We start from the raw sequence: 18,670 nt of genomic DNA on the forward strand, positions 1-18,670 counted from the left end.
CGATGCGCTACGTTACTCAGGGGCGAAGGTCGACACAATCCCCGTCACCCCGACCGGTGCGGCGCCCACGACCGTCCCGCCGGGCCGGCGGCCCGGCTCGGGCGACCGGCCGTCAGCCTCAGCAGGCGGCGGCACGCGTGCAGTTCCGCGTCCCGAAGTAGAGCGCCAGGTTGCCGCTGAAGCGCACCTTGATGTCGCTGCCGCAACCTCACCCCCGACCCGCCCTCTTCCAGTCGACCCGACGGCCCGCGGCAACCGGACACCGAGCGGTAAACAGCACGCCACGACAACCGACTGGACCGGGCGCGCTCCTAGGATGAAGTAGCTCGATATTTCGCCGCCGTTCCCGCTGCTACGGGTAGTGCCGCATGGCTGGGACGACTACGAGACAGGGAGTAGCACATGAAGCGCACCGCAGTCGCGCGCCGGACGGCGTTCGCCATGGCCCTCGGCCTACCGCTGCTGGTCGGGCCGGTCGTGGCCGCCGGCCCGGCGACCGCGCAGTCCGCTCCGCAGATCGCGCCCGCCTCGGGCGCGGGCGGCAGCACCGATGGCACCGCGCCGGCGGCGCGGATCTCCGCCGGCGACCGAGCCGGCACCGGCCCGGCCACGGCGATGGCGCCGCGCTGCGGTTGGCTGCCCGGCGCCTACGAGCCGTACAGCGTCGGCTTCTCGGGCGACGGTATCCGCCTGCGCACCGGCCCGTCGACGACCTGCACCGTGTTGGGCCTGGGCTACGCGGGCCAGAGTGCGACCCTGCGGTGCGGCGCGGTGGGTGACGACGGTTGGGGCTGGTACTACGTCAGGAACAACAGCACCGGCGTCACCGGCTTCGTCCGGGGTGACGGCCTGACGGGCGTACCGATCTCCACCCTGGCGTGCTGACGTCCGGTGTCGGCCGGCAGCGGTCGGCACCGACCATCGCCCCTCAAGCTGATGGCTGACGATCGTCGCCCGGACGGCGGAACCGACCAGCCGGGACACGTGTCTCTGGCATCGATCGTTCGGTGGATGAAGGGGCAGCGTGGCGGACCCACACGAGGCACAACATCCCCTAGCCCGGTGGAGCAGCCGTTGGCCGGAGGTTTAGTCAGTGCGCGAGCGGGCGCGCGGTAAGGCGGGTGGCACGGTGGGCGCCGCACCCGGTGCGGGCGGGCGAGTGCCCGCCGCCCGCACCGGGTCCGGATCAGCGGAGGGTCAGGTGTCGTAGCGACAGTTGCCGCTGGTGTTCGCCGTACAGTTGTTGAGCTGGAGACTGTCGATGTTGATCGCGTAGTTGCCGGTGGTCGACTGGTTGGGCACGGCCAGGGTGACCCGCACGGAGGCCGCGTTCGCCGGAGCGGTGGCGGTCAGCCGGTATTCCAGCCAGTTGCTGGCGAGCGTCGACGCGGTGCCGGAGCTGGTCGACAGCAGGGTGCCGCCGGAGTTGTACCAGGCGAGCTGGAGCTGTGTGGTCACCGCGGCGTTGGCCCGCAGCCTGGTGAAGAGCTTGTACGTGTTGCCGGCGGTCACCGCCGGCCGGTTGGTCAGCGAGATCGACGAGCCGTTGGAGGGGCCGGTGTAGGTGTTGAACTGCGCCGACCGACGCCCGTCGAAGTAGGTGCAGGAGATCCCCGAGGTGCCGCAGGAGGGGGTGACCTGGTGCCAGCCGCCGGACGAGGTCAACGTCGACGTGCCGCTGCCTGGCGTGGCCGCCTCGAACGTCCGCTGCTCGGCGGTGAGCGAGTCGTTGTTGGCGCCGACGTCGCAGCAGGTGGGGGCGGTCAGCATCGGGTGGTTGGCGATGTTCCCCTTGGACGTGGAGGGGTGCGGGTCGAGATGGAAGCTGGCCGACAGCTCACTCGGGTCGTAGTAGTTGCGGAAGCCCGGGTCTAGGTTCCAGTGGTCCCACCAGCTGTACATGATCTCGGGGTGGTACGGCGCTCCCGTCTCGGCCATCCAGGCGTGCGGAGCGCCGAGCACGTGTCCCAGCTCGTGCCCACCCACGCCGGTGGTCCACGACTCGGTCACCGCCGAGCAGTGCCCGCCGGAGGAGTTGTAACCGCCGCCGGTGGGGCACACGTAGGCGTCGGAGTTCGAGGCGAAGTCGGTGAAGACGAGATAGATGCGGTTGCTGTCGTCGTATCCCGCAGAGATCAGGTCACTGCGGACGACGGCCGCGCTGGTGTTCGGGTTGGTCCCGGCGTCGATCTTCTCGGGGACGATCAGCGAGCGGGCGTAGCCGGCGTAGGTGCTGGTGTCGTACCCGGTGCGGCAGCTCAGCTTGACATGCTGGTCGTAGTTGCTCGACTGGTCCAGCGCCCAGTCGATGCGGTCCACCACCTTGGCGATGTATTCGACGTTGGCCTCGTAGTTGTTGCCGTTGCCGTCGTGCCAGGCATAGATGACCTGGAGGGCGGGGCTGGCCCCGGTCGGCGCGGACGGGTTGGCCACCGTCGACTGGCACCCGCGTACGGGCACGTCGGGGAGGGCCGGCAGCGCGTACGGCAGAGTGGGTTCAGCGCCGGGCCCCCACGCGTGAGCGACGGTGGGGGTGACCACGGTGAGGGCGGCCGCAAGCAGGGTCGCGGCGGCGGCGGTGAGGGCGTGTGCCCGTCGTACCCGGAGGTGGAGCCTCGGCAAAGGGTTCTCCTCGGTCGGCATGTGCGCGCTCCCAGGATCGGGAACGCCCACCCATCTAAGCCAACTAAAGTGATGCACATCAATGCATGATCGTGAAAGTTTCATGAATGAATCGCCTTGCTGCGGCGCGGCGGAACGGTGTTGTCGGCGATTGCGGGAGTCGGGGGTCAGCGGTGCGGGTCGGCGGTAGCCGAAACCGGCTTCTCGAACGGCACAGGCCGCGGACCGCCTCCCGCCGAGCCTCAGGCACTCGATTCCGTCATGCCGGGACGCCGCGGGCGGTTGAAAGGCCGATCACTGGCCCAGTGTCCTGGCCCGTTCGCTCATTGGCGGGCTGGTGGTGGGTCAGCGGGCCCCGGCGGGGGCTCGGAGCAGCCGTTCGACCACGTCGGTCAGGGTGGCCACCGCCGGGCCGTTCGGGGTGGTGACCACCACGAGGTGGTGGCGGGTGGTCCGCATGATGGCCAGGGCCTCGTAGGCGAGCGTCGAGCCGTCGAGAACGAGGACGTCGCGCATCACCTCGCCGACGGTACGGTCGTCCGGCTGGTCCATGGTGTCGCGGACGTGGACCACGCCGACGGCCGCGCCGTCGCGCAGGACGACCACCCGCAGGTGGCCGGTGTCGCGGGCCACCGCGCGGACCGTCAGGACGGTGTCGGCCGTCCCCACCGCGGTCAGCTCACGCTCCGGGCCGGTGAGGTCGGCCAGGGTGAGTTGGTCGAGGTCGAGGGCATCGGTGAGTTGCGCGGAGTACGACGCGTCGAGCGCGCCGACGTTGGCCGAATGCTCGACCAGGTGGCGCAGGTCGGCGGCGTTCTGGCCGGTGGCGATGGTGTCCCGGGGCTCCACGCCGACCCGGCGCAGGCACCAGTTGGCGCTGGCGTTGAGGGCACGCAGCACCGGGCGGGTGAACCACATGAAGGCGCGCATCGGCATCGCCAGGGCGATGGCGGTCTTCTCCGGGTGGGCGATGGCGTACGACTTGGGGGCCATCTCCCCGATGACCAGGTGCAGGAAGGTCACGACCAGCAACGCCAGTGCGAACCCGGCCGCGTCGGCCGTCCAGCCGGGTGCGCCCCAGGACAGGAACATCGGAGTCAGCGCGTAGTTGACGGCCGGTTTGGTGACCGCGCCGAGCCCGAGCGCGCTGGCGGTGATACCGAGCTGGCAGCCGGCCAGCAGCACGGTCAGCTCGTCGAAGCTGCGCACCGCCGCGCGGGCCGACCGGCTGTGCTCGGAACGCGCGTCGAGGCGGTGCCGACGGGCTGCCAGCAACGCGAACTCGGCGGCCACGAAGAAGGCGCTGAGCACGATCAGCACAACGGTGACAGCGACCACCATCCACGGGTTGCCCATCAGCGGTTCTCCTCCGTCCGCAGCAGGACCAGCGACGGGACGTGCCGCTCCAACTCCAGCACCTCGAGTGTCAGGGCGACCTCGCCGAGGCTCAGCCGGGCCACGGCGCCGGGGGCGGGCAGCTCGCCGAGCAGTTCGATGACCAGGCCGGCGAGGGTCTCGCTGTCCGATTCGGGCAGGTCATGCCCGACGGTGCGCTCGACCTCGTCCAGCGGCAGCGTGCCGACCAGTTCCCAGGTGCCGTCCGCCGCGACCAGCCCGGCTGGCGACGTGGGTGCCGTGGCGTCGTCGTGCTCGTCCTCGATCTCCCCCACCAGTTCCTCGGCAAGGTCCTCCACGGTCACCACGCCGGCCAGCCCGCCGTGCTCGTCGAGCACACAGGCGAGCTGGGCTTTCCGCTCGGCGAGGGTCTGCACGACCCGGGGCAGTGGCATCGAGGTCGGAACCAGCACCGGCGGTCGCATGATGTCGGCCACCGTGCCGGCACCGGCGCGGTCGACGGCGAGCAGGTCGGCGAGGTGCACCACCCCGATCACGCCGTCGCGGTCGTCGAGCACCGGGTAACGCGAGTGGCCGCCGGCGATCTTGGTCCAGAGTTCCTTGGTGGAAAGGCCGGGCTCCACGACATCCACCCGGGCCCGCGGGACCATCGCGTGGGCGGCGTCGCGGTCAGGGAAGTCGAGCACCCGGTCGAGCAGCATCCACAGCTCGGCGGGCAGGTCCCCGGAGTCGCGGGAATCGCTGACGATGTGTTCGAGGTCGCGGCGGCTGGCGGCGTGTTCCACGTCGTGCACCGGTTCCATGCCGAACAGGCGCAGCAGGGCATTGGAGGACTTGTCGAAAAAGGCAATCAGCCACCCGAACACCCGTAGGTAGATCTGGGTGGATCTGGCCAGCCAGAGGGCCACCGCCTCGGGCCGCGAAATGGCGAGGTTCTTGGCGAACAACTCGCCGAACAGCATCTGCACGAAGGTCGAGAGCAGCAGCGCGGCCACCGTGCCGACGGCGACGCCGACACCGGTAGGGACGCCAACCCCGCCGAGGGCGGCGCCGACCGACTCACCGATCAACGGTTCGGCGACGTAGCCGACCAACAGGGCGGTCACCGTGATCCCGAGCTGGGCGCCGGACAGCATGAACGAGGTCCGGCGGGTCACGTCCAGCGCTCGCCTGGCGGCGGTGTCACCCGCCGCGGCGCGGGCCTTGAGCCGCGACCGGTCAACGGCCATGTACGCGAATTCCTGCGCCACGAAGTAGCCGGTGGCCGCGGTGATCGCCAATACCACCAACAGCCCCAGGAGGAGACTCAGCACCCACACGGGGCTACGCTCCTAATGCGGGTGGCGCCGGGTGAATCAGGCCCGCAGCGGCGGACCAGTGGTCTCGGACGTTGGCCGTCGCCCATCAGGTCGTGCTCCTCCTTGTATCAGCAGTGATCGGAGTGTGGCATGGCTGCCTGGCAGCAACCTGACAATTCCGCTGCTGACTGATCCCTGGTCCCTCTTCCTGATCCTTTCCGGGATGGGGCGGGTGCAGATGGGTGTGGGCGGGCGAGTGATGTGCACCGCGATGTCGATCGGCCGCTGGTGGATGAGAGGGGCCGAGTGGACAACTTCGAGCCCTCAGGGCGGGCGACGCTCAAGGGGTCAGGTGGGCATCGGTGCGTGTGGGCTGTCGGTCGATGTCGGGTTCGAGGTAGATCGTGGTGGCGGTGGGCAGGGCCAGCCGGATCCGCGCCTCGGCGTCGTCGATCGTGGCGGCGACGTCAGCGCCCTGCTCGGCGGTGCCGACGGCGATCTTCGCCACGACGAGGAGCTCTTCCGGCCCGAGGTGCAGGGTGCGCAGGTGGATGACCCGATCGATGCCGGGGGTGGACACCAGTTCGGTGTGGATCGCGGCGACTTCTTCGGGCAGGGCGGCCTCTCCGATGAGCAGGCTCTTGGTCTCGACGGCGAGGACGACGGCGATGGCGACGAGCAGGACACCGATGCACAGGGTGGCGATGCCGTCGAAGATGGCGTTGCCGGTGAGCACGCTGAGACCGACCCCGCACAGCGCGAAGATCAGGCCGAGCAGGGCTCCGGCGTCCTCGAGCAGGATCACTGGCAGTTCGGGGGCGCGGGCGTGGCGTACGAAGGAGACCCAGCCTCGGTCGCCGCGGACCTTGTTGGCCTCCTTGACGGCGGTGTACATGGCGTAGCTCTCCAGCGCGATCGCGATGACCAGTACGGCGACGGCGATCAGCGGTGCGGTCAGCTCGTGCGGATCACTGATCTTGTGGTAGCCCTCGTAGAGCGCATACAGGCCACCGAGGGTGAACAGGATGATCGCGACGATGAAGGCGTAGACGTAGCGTTCGCGGGCGTACCCGAACGGGTGCAGCGCCGACGGGGCGCGGCGGGCGCGTCTCCCTCCGACCAGCAGCAACGCCTGGTTCGTGGAGTCCGCCACCGAGTGCACGCCCTCGGCGAGCATCGACGCCGACCCGGTTATCGCTGCGGCGACGAACTTGCTCACCGCGATGCCCAGGTTCGCGACCAGCGCCGTCACCACGGCCTTGGTGCTGCCCTCCGCCGCCATCAGTTGTTCCCTCTCGTCGTACGTCATTTGTGTGGGTGGTCCTTGTGCCAGCGGTGCGGCGGGGTGGTGCCGCAGGTGCCGGCGGTACGGGCGGTGTGACGGTCAGTGGACGCGGCGGCGGCCGTAGGCGCCGGCGGCGGCCACGCCGATCACGGCGAAGACGACCTGGATGGCCAGTTCGATCCAGTCGACGCCATCCCTCCAGAGCTGTTGTCGTCGGCTCCGATCATTGCCCTGCCCTGCGAGTGCCGAAACCGCCGTGGGTCGCCTCGGGAATGCGGCCGAGGTGAGCCAGGAGCAGGCCCGCCACGGTGGTGTGGTCGCCGGTTTCGAGCGTGTCATGTCAACTACCCGCTGAACCGGCCCGTCTGGCTGTGGCCCGATTCCTCGTGGTCGGGGCCCTTGTCGCTGGCGGTGGGTGGCTTGTCGCCGTCGCCGCCATCCTCGGCGGCAGCATCAGCCCGTCGACGCACCCGTCGTCGAGGCCGACGAGCGGTCCCTTCCGCGGCGCCACCCCGGGTGGCGCCCGGCAGTCATGCTCGAAGACATGATCCGATTTGTGCTCAACGTGCTGTGGCTCGTCTTCGGCGGGGGTCTCGTGCTCGCCGCTGGCTATGGCCTCGCCGCGCTGATCTGCTTCGCTCTGGTCGTCACGATCCCGTTCGGCGTCGCGTCGCTACGCCTGGCCCTCTACTCCCTGTGGCCGTTCGGCCGCACCGTCGTGCCCAAGCCCGGTGCCGGGATCGCGTCAGGGCTGGCCAACGTCCTCTGGGTGGTGCTGGCCGGGTGGTGGTTGGCGCTGTCCCACATCCTCGCCGGCATCGCCCTCTGCGTCACGGTCATCGGCATCCCGTTCGGCATCGCCAACTTCAAACTCGTCCCCGCCGCACGCTGGCCCCTCGGCCGCGAGGTCATCGACGCACCATAGCCGACCGGACCGGCACGACGATGAGCATCGTCGATGTTGCCGGAGCGGTCCGGGTCGTGTTGCAATGGCTCACATCGCCGCAGCGCGGGGGCAACCGCGCTGGGAACGGCAGCACGGGAGCAGCAGCGCCGGCAGCGCGCCGGTCTCACCGGCCCTCGCGCGCCGCCTCGTCGGGCCGTCTCCACGTACGACGGGCACACCCCTGGGCAACCGTCCCCGCCGTACGTGTCCCACCACAGCCGACGCCGGAGATCCAACCGGCCGGAGGCATCCGGGCCGTCTGCCAGGGCACCGGAAACGGCGACCAGACAAGAGGTGAGCATGTTCTCCCGGCAGAGTTTCGCGGGATGGTACCGAAATCGATTCGTGTGGGTGGCGGCGATCCTGACCTTGACGGCCGGCGCGGTCGTACTGACCAACTCGGCCGGATCGGAAGCCGAGCCGACGGATCTGCGGACACGGATCATGGTCCGAATGCGGAGCACGCTCGAGCAGGTGGACCCGGGGCAACACCAGCACGCTGGGCATGACGCACCGCACGCCGCCACCGAGGGCAGGGCGAGACCGGCGGTGATCTGCGGAGTGCGCGTCTACGGTCACGAGCCGGCGGAAGCCACCGCCCTCGCCGACGTGCGAACGGTCTACGGCTTCCGCCTCTGCGGGATCGCCGAGCAGAAGCGTCCGTGGGACTGGGCCGTCAAGCTCGTCGGCCCGGTGATCATGGACATGTCCATCGAGCCCCCCGGCATTCGGGCGGTCGAGGCGAGCGCCGACGTCGCGTTCGTCGACCGGTTGCGCGAGATGTTCCCGCAGAAGTACGTGGAGCAGGCGCGCGAGGAGGCGCTGACCGGGCCGGAAATGGCAGACCTGCGTCGCCGGTACGACGCCGCGGCCGGGCTCTGACCGCGTCGAAAGGACCGGAACCGGCGGCCGGGCCCGGCGAGCGATCCCGGCCGGCGGGTGCCTGCGCACGGGCCGGTACGACCGGACGCGACGCGTCAGTTGTCGCCCAGCGACACCAGCAGCTCCTGCGGACGGTGGTCGGAGACGCCGCCCGCGTCGCCGAAGCGGTAGGAGTGCACCCGCACCGCCGGCGAGGCGAGCGCCCAGTCGAGCCGCCACCACCGCGGCCAGCCGGCGGACTCCGCCCAGCTCGCCGGGTAGAGCGACGACATCGCGTGACCGGCGTCGCGCAGGCCGTCGGGCAGCTTGCGCAGATCACCCATCGCCGGGCTGGTGTTCAGGTCCCCGGCGAGCAGCACCGGATGGGGGTTGGACCCCACGTCACGGGCCAGCGCCCGCCACTGCGGTTCCCGCTGGGCGTGCTGCTCGCGCAGCACCCGGTAGAAGTCGCCGTCGAACGGGCCGTGCTCGGGCGAGAGTTGCACGGGCAGATGCAGGTTGTACGCCGACAGCACGCGGCCGCCGCCGAGGTCCAGGTCGGTGCGGAGGGTCTTGTAGCGCCACTGGTCGCCGGCTCCCGCCACCGCCGGCGGCAGGCCGGCCGGCTCCAGCGGCACCTGCCGCAGCACCGGCAGCCGGGAGACGGTGACCAGTTCGCCGGCGACCACGACCTGGAAGCCGGGGAACTCGGCGCGCAGCCGGTCGAGCGTGGCCGGCGTCGGTCCGGCGCTCTTCTCGTACCAGTATTCCTGCAACAGGTAGACGTCGGCGTCCGCGTCGCGCAGCGACCGGTACAGCGCCTCGGTCTCGCCCCCCTCGTCCCAGTAGCCGGTGTTCCAGACGAACACGCGCAGGGCGTCGGGCGGGGCCGGGCCGTCCCCGCCCTGCCACCGGCGGACGTTGACGCCGCTCTGCCCCGCGCCGAGCAGCAATGCGGCGGCGGCGAGCAGCGCCACCGTGCGCCGCCGCCGCCGGACCGCCGCCGCGCCGGCCCCCAGCGCCAGGGGCGCCAGGAGAAAGAAGAGCGGCGGCACGGCGTCCACCGCGAGCCAGAGCCACCAGCGCCCGCTGAGCGCCAGGTGCGCGACGGTGAACGCGAGCCAGAGCGCGCCGGCGCCGGCCAGGACCGCCGCCGGCCAGCGCCGCGGCCGCGCGGTGGCGGGCGGCGTCGGCTCGGTGCCGGCGGCGGTCACCGGCGCGGCCGTCGTCACGCCGATTCCCACCGGGGGGTGCCCTCGACCGGGAACGAGGCGTCGTAGAGCTGCCGGAACGTGCGCGACAGCAGCCACTGCGCCGCGCCGGTCGCCACCCCGGCGGTGATCGTGACGTTGACCAGGAAGTGCAGGCCGGCGAAGCCGAGCAGGGACGGCACGCCGCGCCGGCGCAGCACGAAGCCGTACATCCCGGCGTCGCAGGCCAGGGAGGCGGCGAGCAGCGCGGCGGGAACCACCGCCCCCCACGGCCCCAGCAGCAGCGGTACGGCCAACGCCGGCAGGGCGGCGAACGCGGCGAGACTGCCCCAGGCGCGCGAGGCGGTCTCGAAGCCCTTGCCGAAGCGGCGTGCGCGTGCGTAGAGCGGGATGCGCAGCCGCCCCCGGTGGAACAGCTTGCGCAGCAGCCCGGAGAGCTCGTGGTCGTGGTCGTGCCGCCCGCGTACCTCGGAGGTGAGCAGCATCCGGTGCCGGCGGGTCAGCCGGTAGCCGTAGTCGACCTCCTCGGTCTGCCGCAGCGCCGGGTTGAACGGCCCGACCTCGTCGTAGACGGCCCGCCGGATGACGCACATGGCCGGGAAGAGGAACGACACGTCGCCTTCGGAGCTGATGGACCAGTAGTGGTACTGCAGGCCGCGGTACCGGGAGACCACCGTGTCGTGGAGCAACGGCTCGGCGTCCTGGATGCCGCAGACCGCCCCGACGGCGGGGTCCTCGACGAGCAGCCGGACCGCGGTGGCCACCGCGTCGGGCGCCAGCGCCAGGTCGGAGTCGACGTAACAGATCAGGTCGCCGCGGGTAGCCGCGGCGCCGACGTTGCGGGCGGTACCGCAGCCGCCGTTGACTCCCGTGCTGACCACGGGGACGCCGAGGGCGCTGGCCACCGCGACGGACTGGTCCGTGCTGCAGTCGTCGACCATGAGCAGCTCGATGTTCGGGTAGGTCTGGTCGAGGATGGAGCGCAGGCACAGGTCCAGGGACTCGGCGTAGTTGTAGTTCGGCACGATCACCGAGACGAGCGGGAGTCCGTTCATCGGGTGGCGACCTCCGGTCGGTCGTAGAGCCGCCGGAACCGGCCGGAGGTCAGCCAGGCGACCACGCCGCAGGCCGCGGCGACGGCGATGACCAGGTTCAGGAAGAAGTGCATCGCGACGAAGTAGACCAGAAAGAGCGGCCCGCGTTCGACCCGTACGAACCGGTGCATCGGCAGGTCCCCGGCGAGGAAGGCGACGAACGCGGCCAGCGGCACCAGCAGGTAGGCCGGGCCGAGCAGCAGGGGCAGGACGGCGGTGAGCAGGGCCAGCGGGGCGGCGATGCTGACCCAGGCCCGGGGGCCGCTGCTCAGCCCGCCGGGGAACTCCGGTTTGCGGGCGTACATCGGGATGTGCAGCGCCGTGCGGGTGAACACCTTGCGCACCAGCACCCCCAGCTCGTGGTCGTGGTCGTGCACGCCGCGCACCCGCGGGGAGAGCAGGATCCGGTAGCGCTGCGCGAGCCGCATCCCGTAGTCGGCGTTCTCAGTCTCCCGCAGCCGGGGGTTGAACGGACCGATCTCGCTGAACACCCGCGCCGGCACGGCCAGCAGCGCGGTGTAGAGCGTCATGATCGGTCCCTCGTCCGCGATGAGCCAGTAGGACTGCTGGAGGCAGCGGTACTCCTCCAGGAGGCTGTCGCGGATCAGCGGCACCGGGTCGTAGTTGCCGCAGACCGCCCCGATCGTCGGGTCGGCGGCCAGCAGCTCCACCGCGTTGGCCACCGCGTCGGGCTTGGCCGCCACGTCGGAGTCGATGAAGAACAGGATCTCGCCCGCCGCGGTCGCCGCGCCGAGGTTGCGGGCTGCGGCCGGCCCGCCGTTGCGTGGCGTACGCACGACCCGCGCGCCGTGGGCCTCGGCGACCGCGACCGAGTCGTCGGTGCTGCAGTCGTCGACCACGATGATCTCCAGATGCGGGTACGTCTGTGCCCGCAGTGAGTCGAGGCAGAGATGCAGCGCGCGGGCGTAGTTGTAGTTCGGCACGATGACCGACACCAGGGGATGGCTCATCTGTCCGTCCAGGTCAGCAGGTGGGGATAGCGGGCGGTGATCTGTGCCAGGGCCAGCGTGGCGCCAGCGAGTACGGCGCAACCGACGATCATCCGGTCGCGCAGCAGCATCCGGATCGGGTCGCCGCCGGCGCGCAGCACGAGCACCGCCTGCAGGTAGCGGAACGCGGCGAGCAGTCCCAGCGGTACGACGATCGCCAGCGCGACGGGCGGGTAGGCGTCGATCGGCGCGTCGACGTGCAGGTAGAGCAGGAAGGCGGTGCCGGCCAGGGTGGTGGTGAGGCCGAGCAGGTGGTCGGCGAGCAGCAGGTTGTAGCCGACCAGCGCGGGCCGGTGCGGCGTGCCGAGGGCGGCCAGCTCGTGCCGGCGCTTGCCGAGGATGAGCACCAGGCAGCCGCTGAACACCGCGGTGAGCAGGAGACTGGAAGCGGTCGCGCCGGTCGCGGCGTAGCCCTGCATGACGCGCAGCACGAAGCCGGCGGAGACCACGCAGACGTCCAGCAGCGGCACGTGCTTGAGCCACCTGCTGTACGCGGTGCTCAGCGCGAGGTACGCGACCAGCGGCCACCACGTCATCGCCGGCCCGTTGACGGTCAGCGCGGCCAGCAGCACGGCGAGGACGACCGCGTACGCCCCGGCCACCGGCACCGGGACGTGGCCGGCGGCGATCGGCCGGCGCCGCTTTGCGGGGTGCGCCCGGTCCAGGCGGTGGTCGGCGATGTCGTTGACGACGTAGATCACCGATGAGGCGAGCGTGAACGCGGCCACCGCCCAGACGCACCGCCACAGCGCGGTCGCCGTCCAGACCGGCGTGTCGGTCAGGGCCAGCGGGACGGCGAGCAGGTTCTTGACGGCGTGGCCCGGCCGGGCCAGCACCACGAGGTGTCGCAGCAGCGTGGGCACGCGCGCGACGGGTCCGGTGGCGACCGGGGCGACCGGTTCCACCACGCTTTCGACGGCGGTCATCAGGGCCCCTGTCAGAAGAAGATCTTCGCGGCGGCGAGGGCGCCCTGCCGCCAGGGATCGCGGCTGGTCCGTCCGTCCCGCGCCGGGCGCTCGCGGTGCCGCTCGGTCCGCCACCACTCGAAGGTGCGCAGGATGGCGTCCTGGTTGGACAGCTTGGGCTGGAAGCCCAGCCGCTGTCGGGCCTTGTCGATGCTGACGTACGAGTCGGCCATCAGCTTGTGCAGCAGTCGGCCGTAGACCGGCGAGAGCCGGCTGCGTTCCAGCAGGCTGAGCGCGGCGAGCGCGGGCCGGGCGGGCAGCGAGACCACCCGCCGGCCGTGCCCGGCGGCGTCCAGGACCGCCTGGAAGTCCTCCCGGAGGGTGCCGAAGCGCTCGGCGGCCAGGTTGTACGTGTCGTTGGCGACCTCGTCGGGGGCGTGCAGGACGGTCACCACCGCGTCGACGAGGTCGTCGACGGCGAACATCTGGATCCGCACGTCGCCGCGGCCGAGGACCGGGAAGTTACGGCCCTCCTCGGCCCACTCGAAGAGCATCGAGAAGAGTCCCATCCGGCCGGGGCCGAGGAAGGTCTTGGGCCGCAGCACCGCCACCGGCAGGCTGGCGCGGTGCCGGACGGCGATCTCCTCGGCCGCCGCCTTGGCCGCGCTGTAGGTGTCCACCGGCGCGTGCGGGTGTTCCTCCGGGGTGGGCACCCGCGTCGGAAGCCCGTAGACGGCGGTCGACGAGACGTGCACGACCCGGGCCACCGCGGCCCGCTCCGCGGCGGCGAACACGGCGCGCGTGCCCTCGACGGTGACGGAGCGGATCTGGTCGGCCGGGTAGCTGGGCAGCGCCGCCGCGCAGTGGATGACGACGGTGGCGTCGGCGAAGGCGCGGTCCAGCAGGCGGGAGTCGCGGACGTCCCCGACGTGGGTGACCCCGTTCTCCGGCCGCAGGTCGACACCGCGTACGTGGTGGCCGTCGGCGCCGAGGCGGTCGACCAGCCGGGAGCCGAGCATGCCCGCCGCGCCGGTGATCGTGATCACCACAGCGATCCCACCTTCTGCGCGACGAAACGGGTGACCAGGCGGTTCAGTCCCTGGGCCAGCACCTCGTCGAGGGCGTCGACGGCGCGTTGCGCGTCGGCCGGGTCGGTGACCAGAGACGGGCCGATGACCAGCGGGTTCAGGCCGTTGAGCGTGTAGTAGGTGAAGATGTCGTGGTCCCGGTAGAGCGCGTTGACGACGGCGCAGGTCACCAGCTTGGCCTTGAACCTGGGGTCCCGGGCCACGCCGCCGGGCGCGAGCCGGGCGACCAGGTCGAGGATCTTCGGCCCGCCGTCGATCTGCACGCCCCAGAGCGCCCCGGCGCCCGCCACCCGGCCGACCACCTCCGGATGTTCCTTGGCCAGCCGGGTCAGGGCCGGTTCCAGGACGCGTTCCAGCTCGCGGGCCCGCGCCGGGTAGTCGTCCTCCACCGCCACGTTGATCGCCTCGATGGCGGTGACGCACTCCTCCCCCATGCCGTAGTAGGTCGTGCTGGTGCTCTGCAGCAGCGCGTCGGTGAGGTTGTCGTACGCCTTGCGGAACACCGGTTCCCGGGCGACGAAGGCCGAAATGGACGACTTGCCGCCGCCGAACGACTTGCTCGTGGTCAGCACGTCCGGCACCAGGTCGGGGTAGCGCATGAAGTAGAAGAGGCTGCCCGTCTTGCCCCAGCCGGTGTAGATCTCGTCGAAGATCAGCACGATGTCGTGCCGATCGCACAGTTCCCGCACCCCGCGAAGGAAACTTTCGTCGCACCACTGAATGGTGGAGGCGCTGAACGGTTCGACGATCAGGGCATAGACGTCGCCGGGGTGCGCCTCGATAGCCGATCGGACGGAATCCAGGTCGCCGTAAGTAAACGGGACGATTCCGGGGATTGTCGGAAAATCGAAGTGGGGCTGACCGGTCAATCCGCCGGAGCCGAGCAACTTTCCGTGGAAACCGCAGTCCGCCCGCAGGATGGTTCCCCGCCGGCCGCCGTGGTATTTGAAGGCGAGCTTCACCGCACCCTCCACCGCCTCCGCACCGGAGTTGGGGAGAAACGACATCGAGAGGTCGCCGGGCAGCAGCTGTGCCAGGTTGTGGCCGAGCGCCGCGAGGTATGGCGAGAAGTACGTTTTGTGCACCTCCATCCGCTGGCGCTCCGCGAACCGTCGCCGGGCCGCTACGATGCGTGGATGGTTGTGGCCGTGGTTGAGCACCCCCACCCCGCCGGTGAGATCGAGGACGCGCCGGCCGTCGCGTAATGTCAGGTAGGCGCCCTCGGCGTGCTCGACCAATTCCCGGCCGAACCCGAACGAGGTCATGAGATTGACCTGGCTTGCGTTCACGTACCGACGATAGAGGTCGTGCACCTCGCGAACGGTGAGGCGCTCGCATTCCTCGACGCTGACCAGATTGGGCATGCCGAGACGCTATCCATCGCCCCGAAATCTTTCCTGGACCGAGGCTGGATGGAACCTTGACTACGCAAGGCAACCCTTGCGGGAGGGGGTTGCCGGTCGATAACTTGGTCGCGGCCCGACGGAATTCCCAGCGTCAATATACTTACGAATTACCCTACTTCCCGGTGAGGTGCTGATCATGCCGCCGACGGTGTCGGTCATCATCCCCGCCCACAACAGCGCGAAGACCCTGGGCGCGTGTCTGGAGGCGGTCCGCCGGCAACGACAGCCGGTGACCGAGGTCATCGTCGTCGACGACGCGAGCACCGACGACACCCGGGCGATCGCCCGGCGCTTCGGATGCCGGCTGCTGGTCACCGACCGCAACGCCGGGCCGGCGGCAGCCCGCAACCGCGGCATCCGGGCCAGCACCGGCGAGCTGCTCTTCTTCCTCGACTCCGACTGCGCCCCGGAACCGGACGCGCTGGAGAACGCCCTCGCGATCCTGCGCGACGAGCCGGACGTCGCCTGCGTACACGGCATCTACGCGCTCGAACCCCTGATCGACGACGGGCCGGTCGAGGCGTACCGGCTGCTGCACGGGCACTACTGGCGGCTGCGCAACGTCGGGCGGGTGCGCACCACCCTCTTCGCGGTCTGCCTCATCCGCCGCGAGGTCTTCACCTCGGTCGGGCTGTTCGACGAGAACCTGCGCGCCTCAGAGGACGTCGAACTCGGCGACCGGATGGGCGACAGGTACGGCATCGTCCTCACCGACACCGTCGTCTGCCGACACGACGACGACAGCCGCCTCGGGGCGCTGCTGCGCAAGCAGTTCCACCGCTCGCAGCTGCTGATCCCGGTGGCCCTGGCCGAGCGCGGACCGGCGGGCATCCGCGCCAACAGCCCCGTGGCCCTGGTCGCCGCGACGTTGGTGCCGGCGACCCTGCCGCTGGCCCCGCTCGGCGGCGGCTGGCCGGCCGCGTCGCTGCTCCTCCTCGCCCTGTTCGTGGTGGCCGAGCCCGGGCTGCTGCGGTTCGTCCTGCACCGGCGCGGGCCCGCGTACGCGGTCTTCTTCTTCGCCGTGCACCTGCTGGTCCAACTGGCCGTCGTCACGGGCGCCGTCGTGGGCGGGCTGCGCCACCTCGCCGACCGCGACTTCGGGCCGACCCGCGTGACCACCACGAGAACGCCCCGATGAGCGGCGCCCGGAAACCGGCCGCCCGGCTGGGCTCCCAGCTCTGCGCGCACGCCCTGCACTACCTGCTCTTCGCCTACCGCGGCCGGCAGCTCCTGCGCCGCCGCCCCTCGCTCGGCGGTCCCCGGCGACCGACCTTCGGCGTGCCGGGCGACGACGTGGCGCTCACCATCGACGACGGCCCGCACCCGCGGTGGACCGCGCCGATGCTCGACCTGCTCGACCGGCACGGCGTGCGGGCCACGTTCTTCCTCGTCGGCGACCGGGTGCGGGAACACCCGGAGCTGGCCCGGGACGTGTTGGCCGCCGGCCACCTGATCGGCAACCACTCCATGACGCACCCGCAGCCGTTCGCCGCGCTGGCCCGGCACGAGATCACCGCCGAGATCGACCGGACCCAGCGCGAGATCGAGGACGCGACCGGGCACACGCCGCGGCTGTTCCGCGCCCCCGGCGGCAACTGGTCGCCCGGGGTGCTGCGGACCACCGCCGAGCTCGGCCTCGTCCCGGTCGACTGGACGGTCAACCCCAGCGACTGGCGCAGCCCCGGCGTCGCCCGGATCGCCCGGACGCTGTCGCGCACCCGGCCCGGGCAGATCATGCTCTGTCACGACGGCGGCGGCGACCGGTCGCAGACGGTCGCGGCCCTGGCCGAGGTCCTCCCGAGGCTGACCGATCGCGGGCTGCGCTTCGTCACCGTCCCGGACGACCGGTAGGTGGCGCGGATGCCCCGAGGGCCCTCGCGCTGCGGGGAGCCGCCGAACGCGCGTCGAACCGTCGACTCGCCTGCCGTCCCGGACCCGCCCCGACGCCGTGGTTGTCCGGTGCCCGGACAGTGCCGTCGACAAGTGCCGAGCCGGGTCCTGGCGCCCGGTTCCTCTGGTGGGGGAGACACCTGATGTCGCACGATGAACTGTCCATACTGCTCCTGGGGCCGATCCGGACCCAGCGCGGGGACACGCACCTGTACCTGGGCACGCCACGGCAACGGGAGGTCCTGGCGGTGCTGGCGCTGCGCAGCGGCATGGTGATGTCCGTGGCGCAGATCGTCGACGGGATCTGGGCCGGCCGCCGGCCCGACTCGGTGGAGAACATGGTGCACACCTACATCGGCCGGCTGCGCCGGGTTTTGGAGCCGCCCGGCCGGCGGCCGGCCCTGGCCCGGGTGCTCCGGTCCACCCGGCCCGGCTACACCCTCGACATCCCGTCGGACGCCGTGGACATCATCCGCTTCGAACAGGACGTCCGGGCGGCCCGCGCCGCCCGGTCCCAGGCGGACCTGTCCCGATCGCTCTATCTCTTCCAGCGGGGCCTGGCCCACTGGACCGGCCGGGCCCTGCACGAGGCGACCGGCCCGCTCGCCGAGGCCGAACGCATCCGGCTGACCGAGCTGCGCCAGGACGTCCTGGAGGAGGCGACCGGCGTACGGCTCCTGCTCGGCGACGTCGAGAACGTGGTCGCCGAGCTGCGCTGGATGCTGGCCGAGCACCCGATGCGGGAGCGGCTCTGGGAGCTGCTGCTCGTCGCGCTCGGGCAGAGTTCCCGGCGGGCGGAGGCGCTCACCGCCTTCCAGGACGCCCGCAGCACCCTCTCCGACCGGCTCGGGGTCGAACCCGGGCACCGGCTCCAGGACCTGCATCGCCGGCTGCTGCGCAGCGAACCGGTGACGGTGTGGCCGTGGTGGGAGCGCCGGGTCTCCGTCTGAGCGCGGGGCGGGGCCCGGGGCGCGCGGGACGCCCGACGGGCCCCTCCCCTGCCCCGGCAGCGGCCGGGCGCCGGCGGGGTTCAGCCCGGCGGGGCGGCCGCGGGGGTCAGGACGAAGAAGGCGCCGGTCGCGCCGTCCGTCGGCAGCCGCGTCGTGACGTCCAGCCCGCAGCCGCGGATCACCTCGACGAACTGCTGGGACCGGTCGACGTCGTAGATCTGCACCATGATCCGGCCCCGCGCGGTGAGCATGTCCGGCAGCCGACGCAGCAGGTGCTCCGCCTCCGCCACCGAGAGGTAGTAGATGACCTCGCGCAGCAGGATGGCGTCGTACCGCTCCAGGCTCCGGTAGGCCCGGATGTCAGCCACCTCGTACGACGCGTCCGGCCGGTCAAGCGACCGGGCCGCCTCGATCGCCCGGCGGCTGATGTCCACGCCGTGGTAGTGCCGATACCGGCCCTGGGTCAGGGGAAGGTTGGCGCTGGTGCCGCAGCCGAGGTCGAGGATCGTCGGGCGCGGGGCCCACGTCTCGATCAGCGACAGCGGCATGGCCCCGTCGCCCGCGCCGTCCAGGTAGCCCCAGAAGCCCAGCGCGTACTGGGTGTCCCAGAGCGCCGCGTTCAGCCTCGTGCTGCGGCGCACCAGCGCCCGGACCGGGACTCCGACCAGCCGTGCCATCGTCCGCAGTGGCGCGATCGACATGGTGTCACCAACTCTCTGTCCGACTCAGCCTCGGACTCAGGTGACGG

At 71.3% G+C, this 18,670-nt stretch carries 17 protein-coding genes; 6 read left to right on the plus strand and 11 right to left on the minus strand.

The window, feature by feature from the left end:
- The first annotated feature begins 402 nt into the window (after positions 1 to 402).
- Positions 403 to 885: an SH3 domain-containing protein gene (locus tag EV374_RS10955; protein WP_132234216.1), complete on the plus strand. Its 483-nt coding sequence runs from the start codon at positions 403 to 405 to the stop codon at positions 883 to 885.
- A gap of 312 nt (positions 886 to 1,197) precedes the next feature.
- Here EV374_RS10955 and EV374_RS10960 read toward each other — a convergent pair whose 3' ends face one another.
- The 4 genes from EV374_RS10960 to EV374_RS10975 all read right to left on the minus strand — a co-directional run bounded on the left by EV374_RS10960 (position 1,198) and on the right by EV374_RS10975 (position 6,558).
- Complete coding sequence (locus EV374_RS10960; protein ID WP_132234218.1) at positions 1,198 to 2,622, minus strand: hypothetical protein; 1,425 nt, start codon at positions 2,620 to 2,622, stop codon at positions 1,198 to 1,200.
- Between the two features lie 345 nt (positions 2,623 to 2,967).
- Positions 2,968 to 3,978 carry a hemolysin family protein gene (locus EV374_RS10965; protein WP_132234220.1) on the minus strand — a complete coding sequence of 337 codons (1,011 nt, stop codon included), beginning with the start codon at positions 3,976 to 3,978 and terminating at the stop codon, positions 2,968 to 2,970.
- A complete protein-coding gene (locus tag EV374_RS10970) occupies positions 3,978 to 5,291 on the minus strand; it encodes a hemolysin family protein (RefSeq protein ID WP_486485694.1) in 1,314 nt (437 codons plus the stop codon). The genes EV374_RS10965 and EV374_RS10970 overlap by 1 nt, the downstream gene beginning before the upstream one ends.
- Before the next feature lie 325 nt (positions 5,292 to 5,616).
- On the minus strand, positions 5,617 to 6,558 hold the full coding sequence (locus tag EV374_RS10975) for a cation diffusion facilitator family transporter (protein WP_132234458.1): 942 nt from the start codon (positions 6,556 to 6,558) through the stop codon (positions 5,617 to 5,619).
- A 547-nt stretch (positions 6,559 to 7,105) separates the two neighbouring features.
- Here EV374_RS10975 and EV374_RS10990 point away from each other — a divergent pair.
- A complete protein-coding gene (locus EV374_RS10990; protein WP_132234224.1) occupies positions 7,106 to 7,486 on the plus strand; it encodes a YccF domain-containing protein in 381 nt (126 codons plus the stop codon).
- Between the two features lie 321 nt (positions 7,487 to 7,807).
- Positions 7,808 to 8,389 (plus strand): hypothetical protein, encoded by a 582-nt coding sequence (locus tag EV374_RS10995; RefSeq protein WP_132234460.1) that lies wholly within the window; start codon positions 7,808 to 7,810, stop codon positions 8,387 to 8,389.
- A gap of 95 nt (positions 8,390 to 8,484) precedes the next feature.
- Here the strand turns inward: EV374_RS10995 and EV374_RS11000 are convergent, their stop codons facing one another.
- From EV374_RS11000 to EV374_RS32905, 6 genes are read right to left on the minus strand one after another with little or no spacing between them, the layout of a single operon-like run.
- Entirely contained in the window at positions 8,485 to 9,600 is a 1,116-nt protein-coding gene (locus EV374_RS11000; protein ID WP_132234226.1) for an endonuclease/exonuclease/phosphatase family protein, read from the minus strand.
- Positions 9,597 to 10,634, minus strand: coding sequence for a glycosyltransferase family A protein (locus tag EV374_RS11005; protein WP_132234228.1), 1,038 nt, complete (start codon positions 10,632 to 10,634; stop codon positions 9,597 to 9,599). Before EV374_RS11005 ends, EV374_RS11000 begins: the two co-directional genes overlap by 4 nt.
- Positions 10,631 to 11,644, minus strand: coding sequence for a glycosyltransferase family 2 protein (locus tag EV374_RS11010; RefSeq protein WP_132234230.1), 1,014 nt, complete (start codon positions 11,642 to 11,644; stop codon positions 10,631 to 10,633). Before EV374_RS11010 ends, EV374_RS11005 begins: the two co-directional genes overlap by 4 nt.
- Positions 11,641 to 12,609 carry a UbiA prenyltransferase family protein gene (locus tag EV374_RS11015; RefSeq protein WP_132234232.1) on the minus strand — a complete coding sequence of 323 codons (969 nt, stop codon included), beginning with the start codon at positions 12,607 to 12,609 and terminating at the stop codon, positions 11,641 to 11,643. The genes EV374_RS11010 and EV374_RS11015 overlap by 4 nt, the downstream gene beginning before the upstream one ends.
- 11 nt (positions 12,610 to 12,620) lie before the next feature.
- The gene (locus EV374_RS32900; RefSeq protein WP_207914018.1) at positions 12,621 to 13,637 is read right to left on the minus strand and encodes an NAD-dependent epimerase/dehydratase family protein; all 1,017 of its coding nucleotides are present in this window, start codon (positions 13,635 to 13,637) and stop codon (positions 12,621 to 12,623) included.
- Positions 13,631 to 14,941, minus strand: a complete 1,311-nt coding sequence (locus EV374_RS32905) for an aspartate aminotransferase family protein (RefSeq protein ID WP_486485709.1) — start codon at positions 14,939 to 14,941, stop codon at positions 13,631 to 13,633. Before EV374_RS32905 ends, EV374_RS32900 begins: the two co-directional genes overlap by 7 nt.
- A gap of 268 nt (positions 14,942 to 15,209) precedes the next feature.
- Between EV374_RS32905 and EV374_RS11025 the strand changes: the two genes are divergently transcribed.
- From EV374_RS11025 to EV374_RS11035, 3 genes are all read left to right on the plus strand, one after another.
- Positions 15,210 to 16,220 (plus strand): glycosyltransferase family 2 protein, encoded by a 1,011-nt coding sequence (locus EV374_RS11025; protein WP_132234234.1) that lies wholly within the window; start codon positions 15,210 to 15,212, stop codon positions 16,218 to 16,220.
- Complete coding sequence (locus EV374_RS11030; RefSeq protein WP_132234236.1) at positions 16,217 to 16,933, plus strand: polysaccharide deacetylase family protein; 717 nt, start codon at positions 16,217 to 16,219, stop codon at positions 16,931 to 16,933. Before EV374_RS11025 ends, EV374_RS11030 begins: the two co-directional genes overlap by 4 nt.
- 182 nt (positions 16,934 to 17,115) lie before the next feature.
- Positions 17,116 to 17,922, plus strand: a complete 807-nt coding sequence (locus EV374_RS11035; RefSeq protein WP_132234238.1) for an AfsR/SARP family transcriptional regulator — start codon at positions 17,116 to 17,118, stop codon at positions 17,920 to 17,922.
- Between the two features lie 80 nt (positions 17,923 to 18,002).
- On the opposite strand, the gene EV374_RS11040 is transcribed toward EV374_RS11035, so the two are convergent.
- Positions 18,003 to 18,623, minus strand: coding sequence for a class I SAM-dependent methyltransferase (locus tag EV374_RS11040; RefSeq protein ID WP_132234240.1), 621 nt, complete (start codon positions 18,621 to 18,623; stop codon positions 18,003 to 18,005).
- Positions 18,624 to 18,670 lie beyond the last annotated feature (47 nt).

It is taken from the genome of Micromonospora sp. CNZ303 (assembly GCF_004345505.1).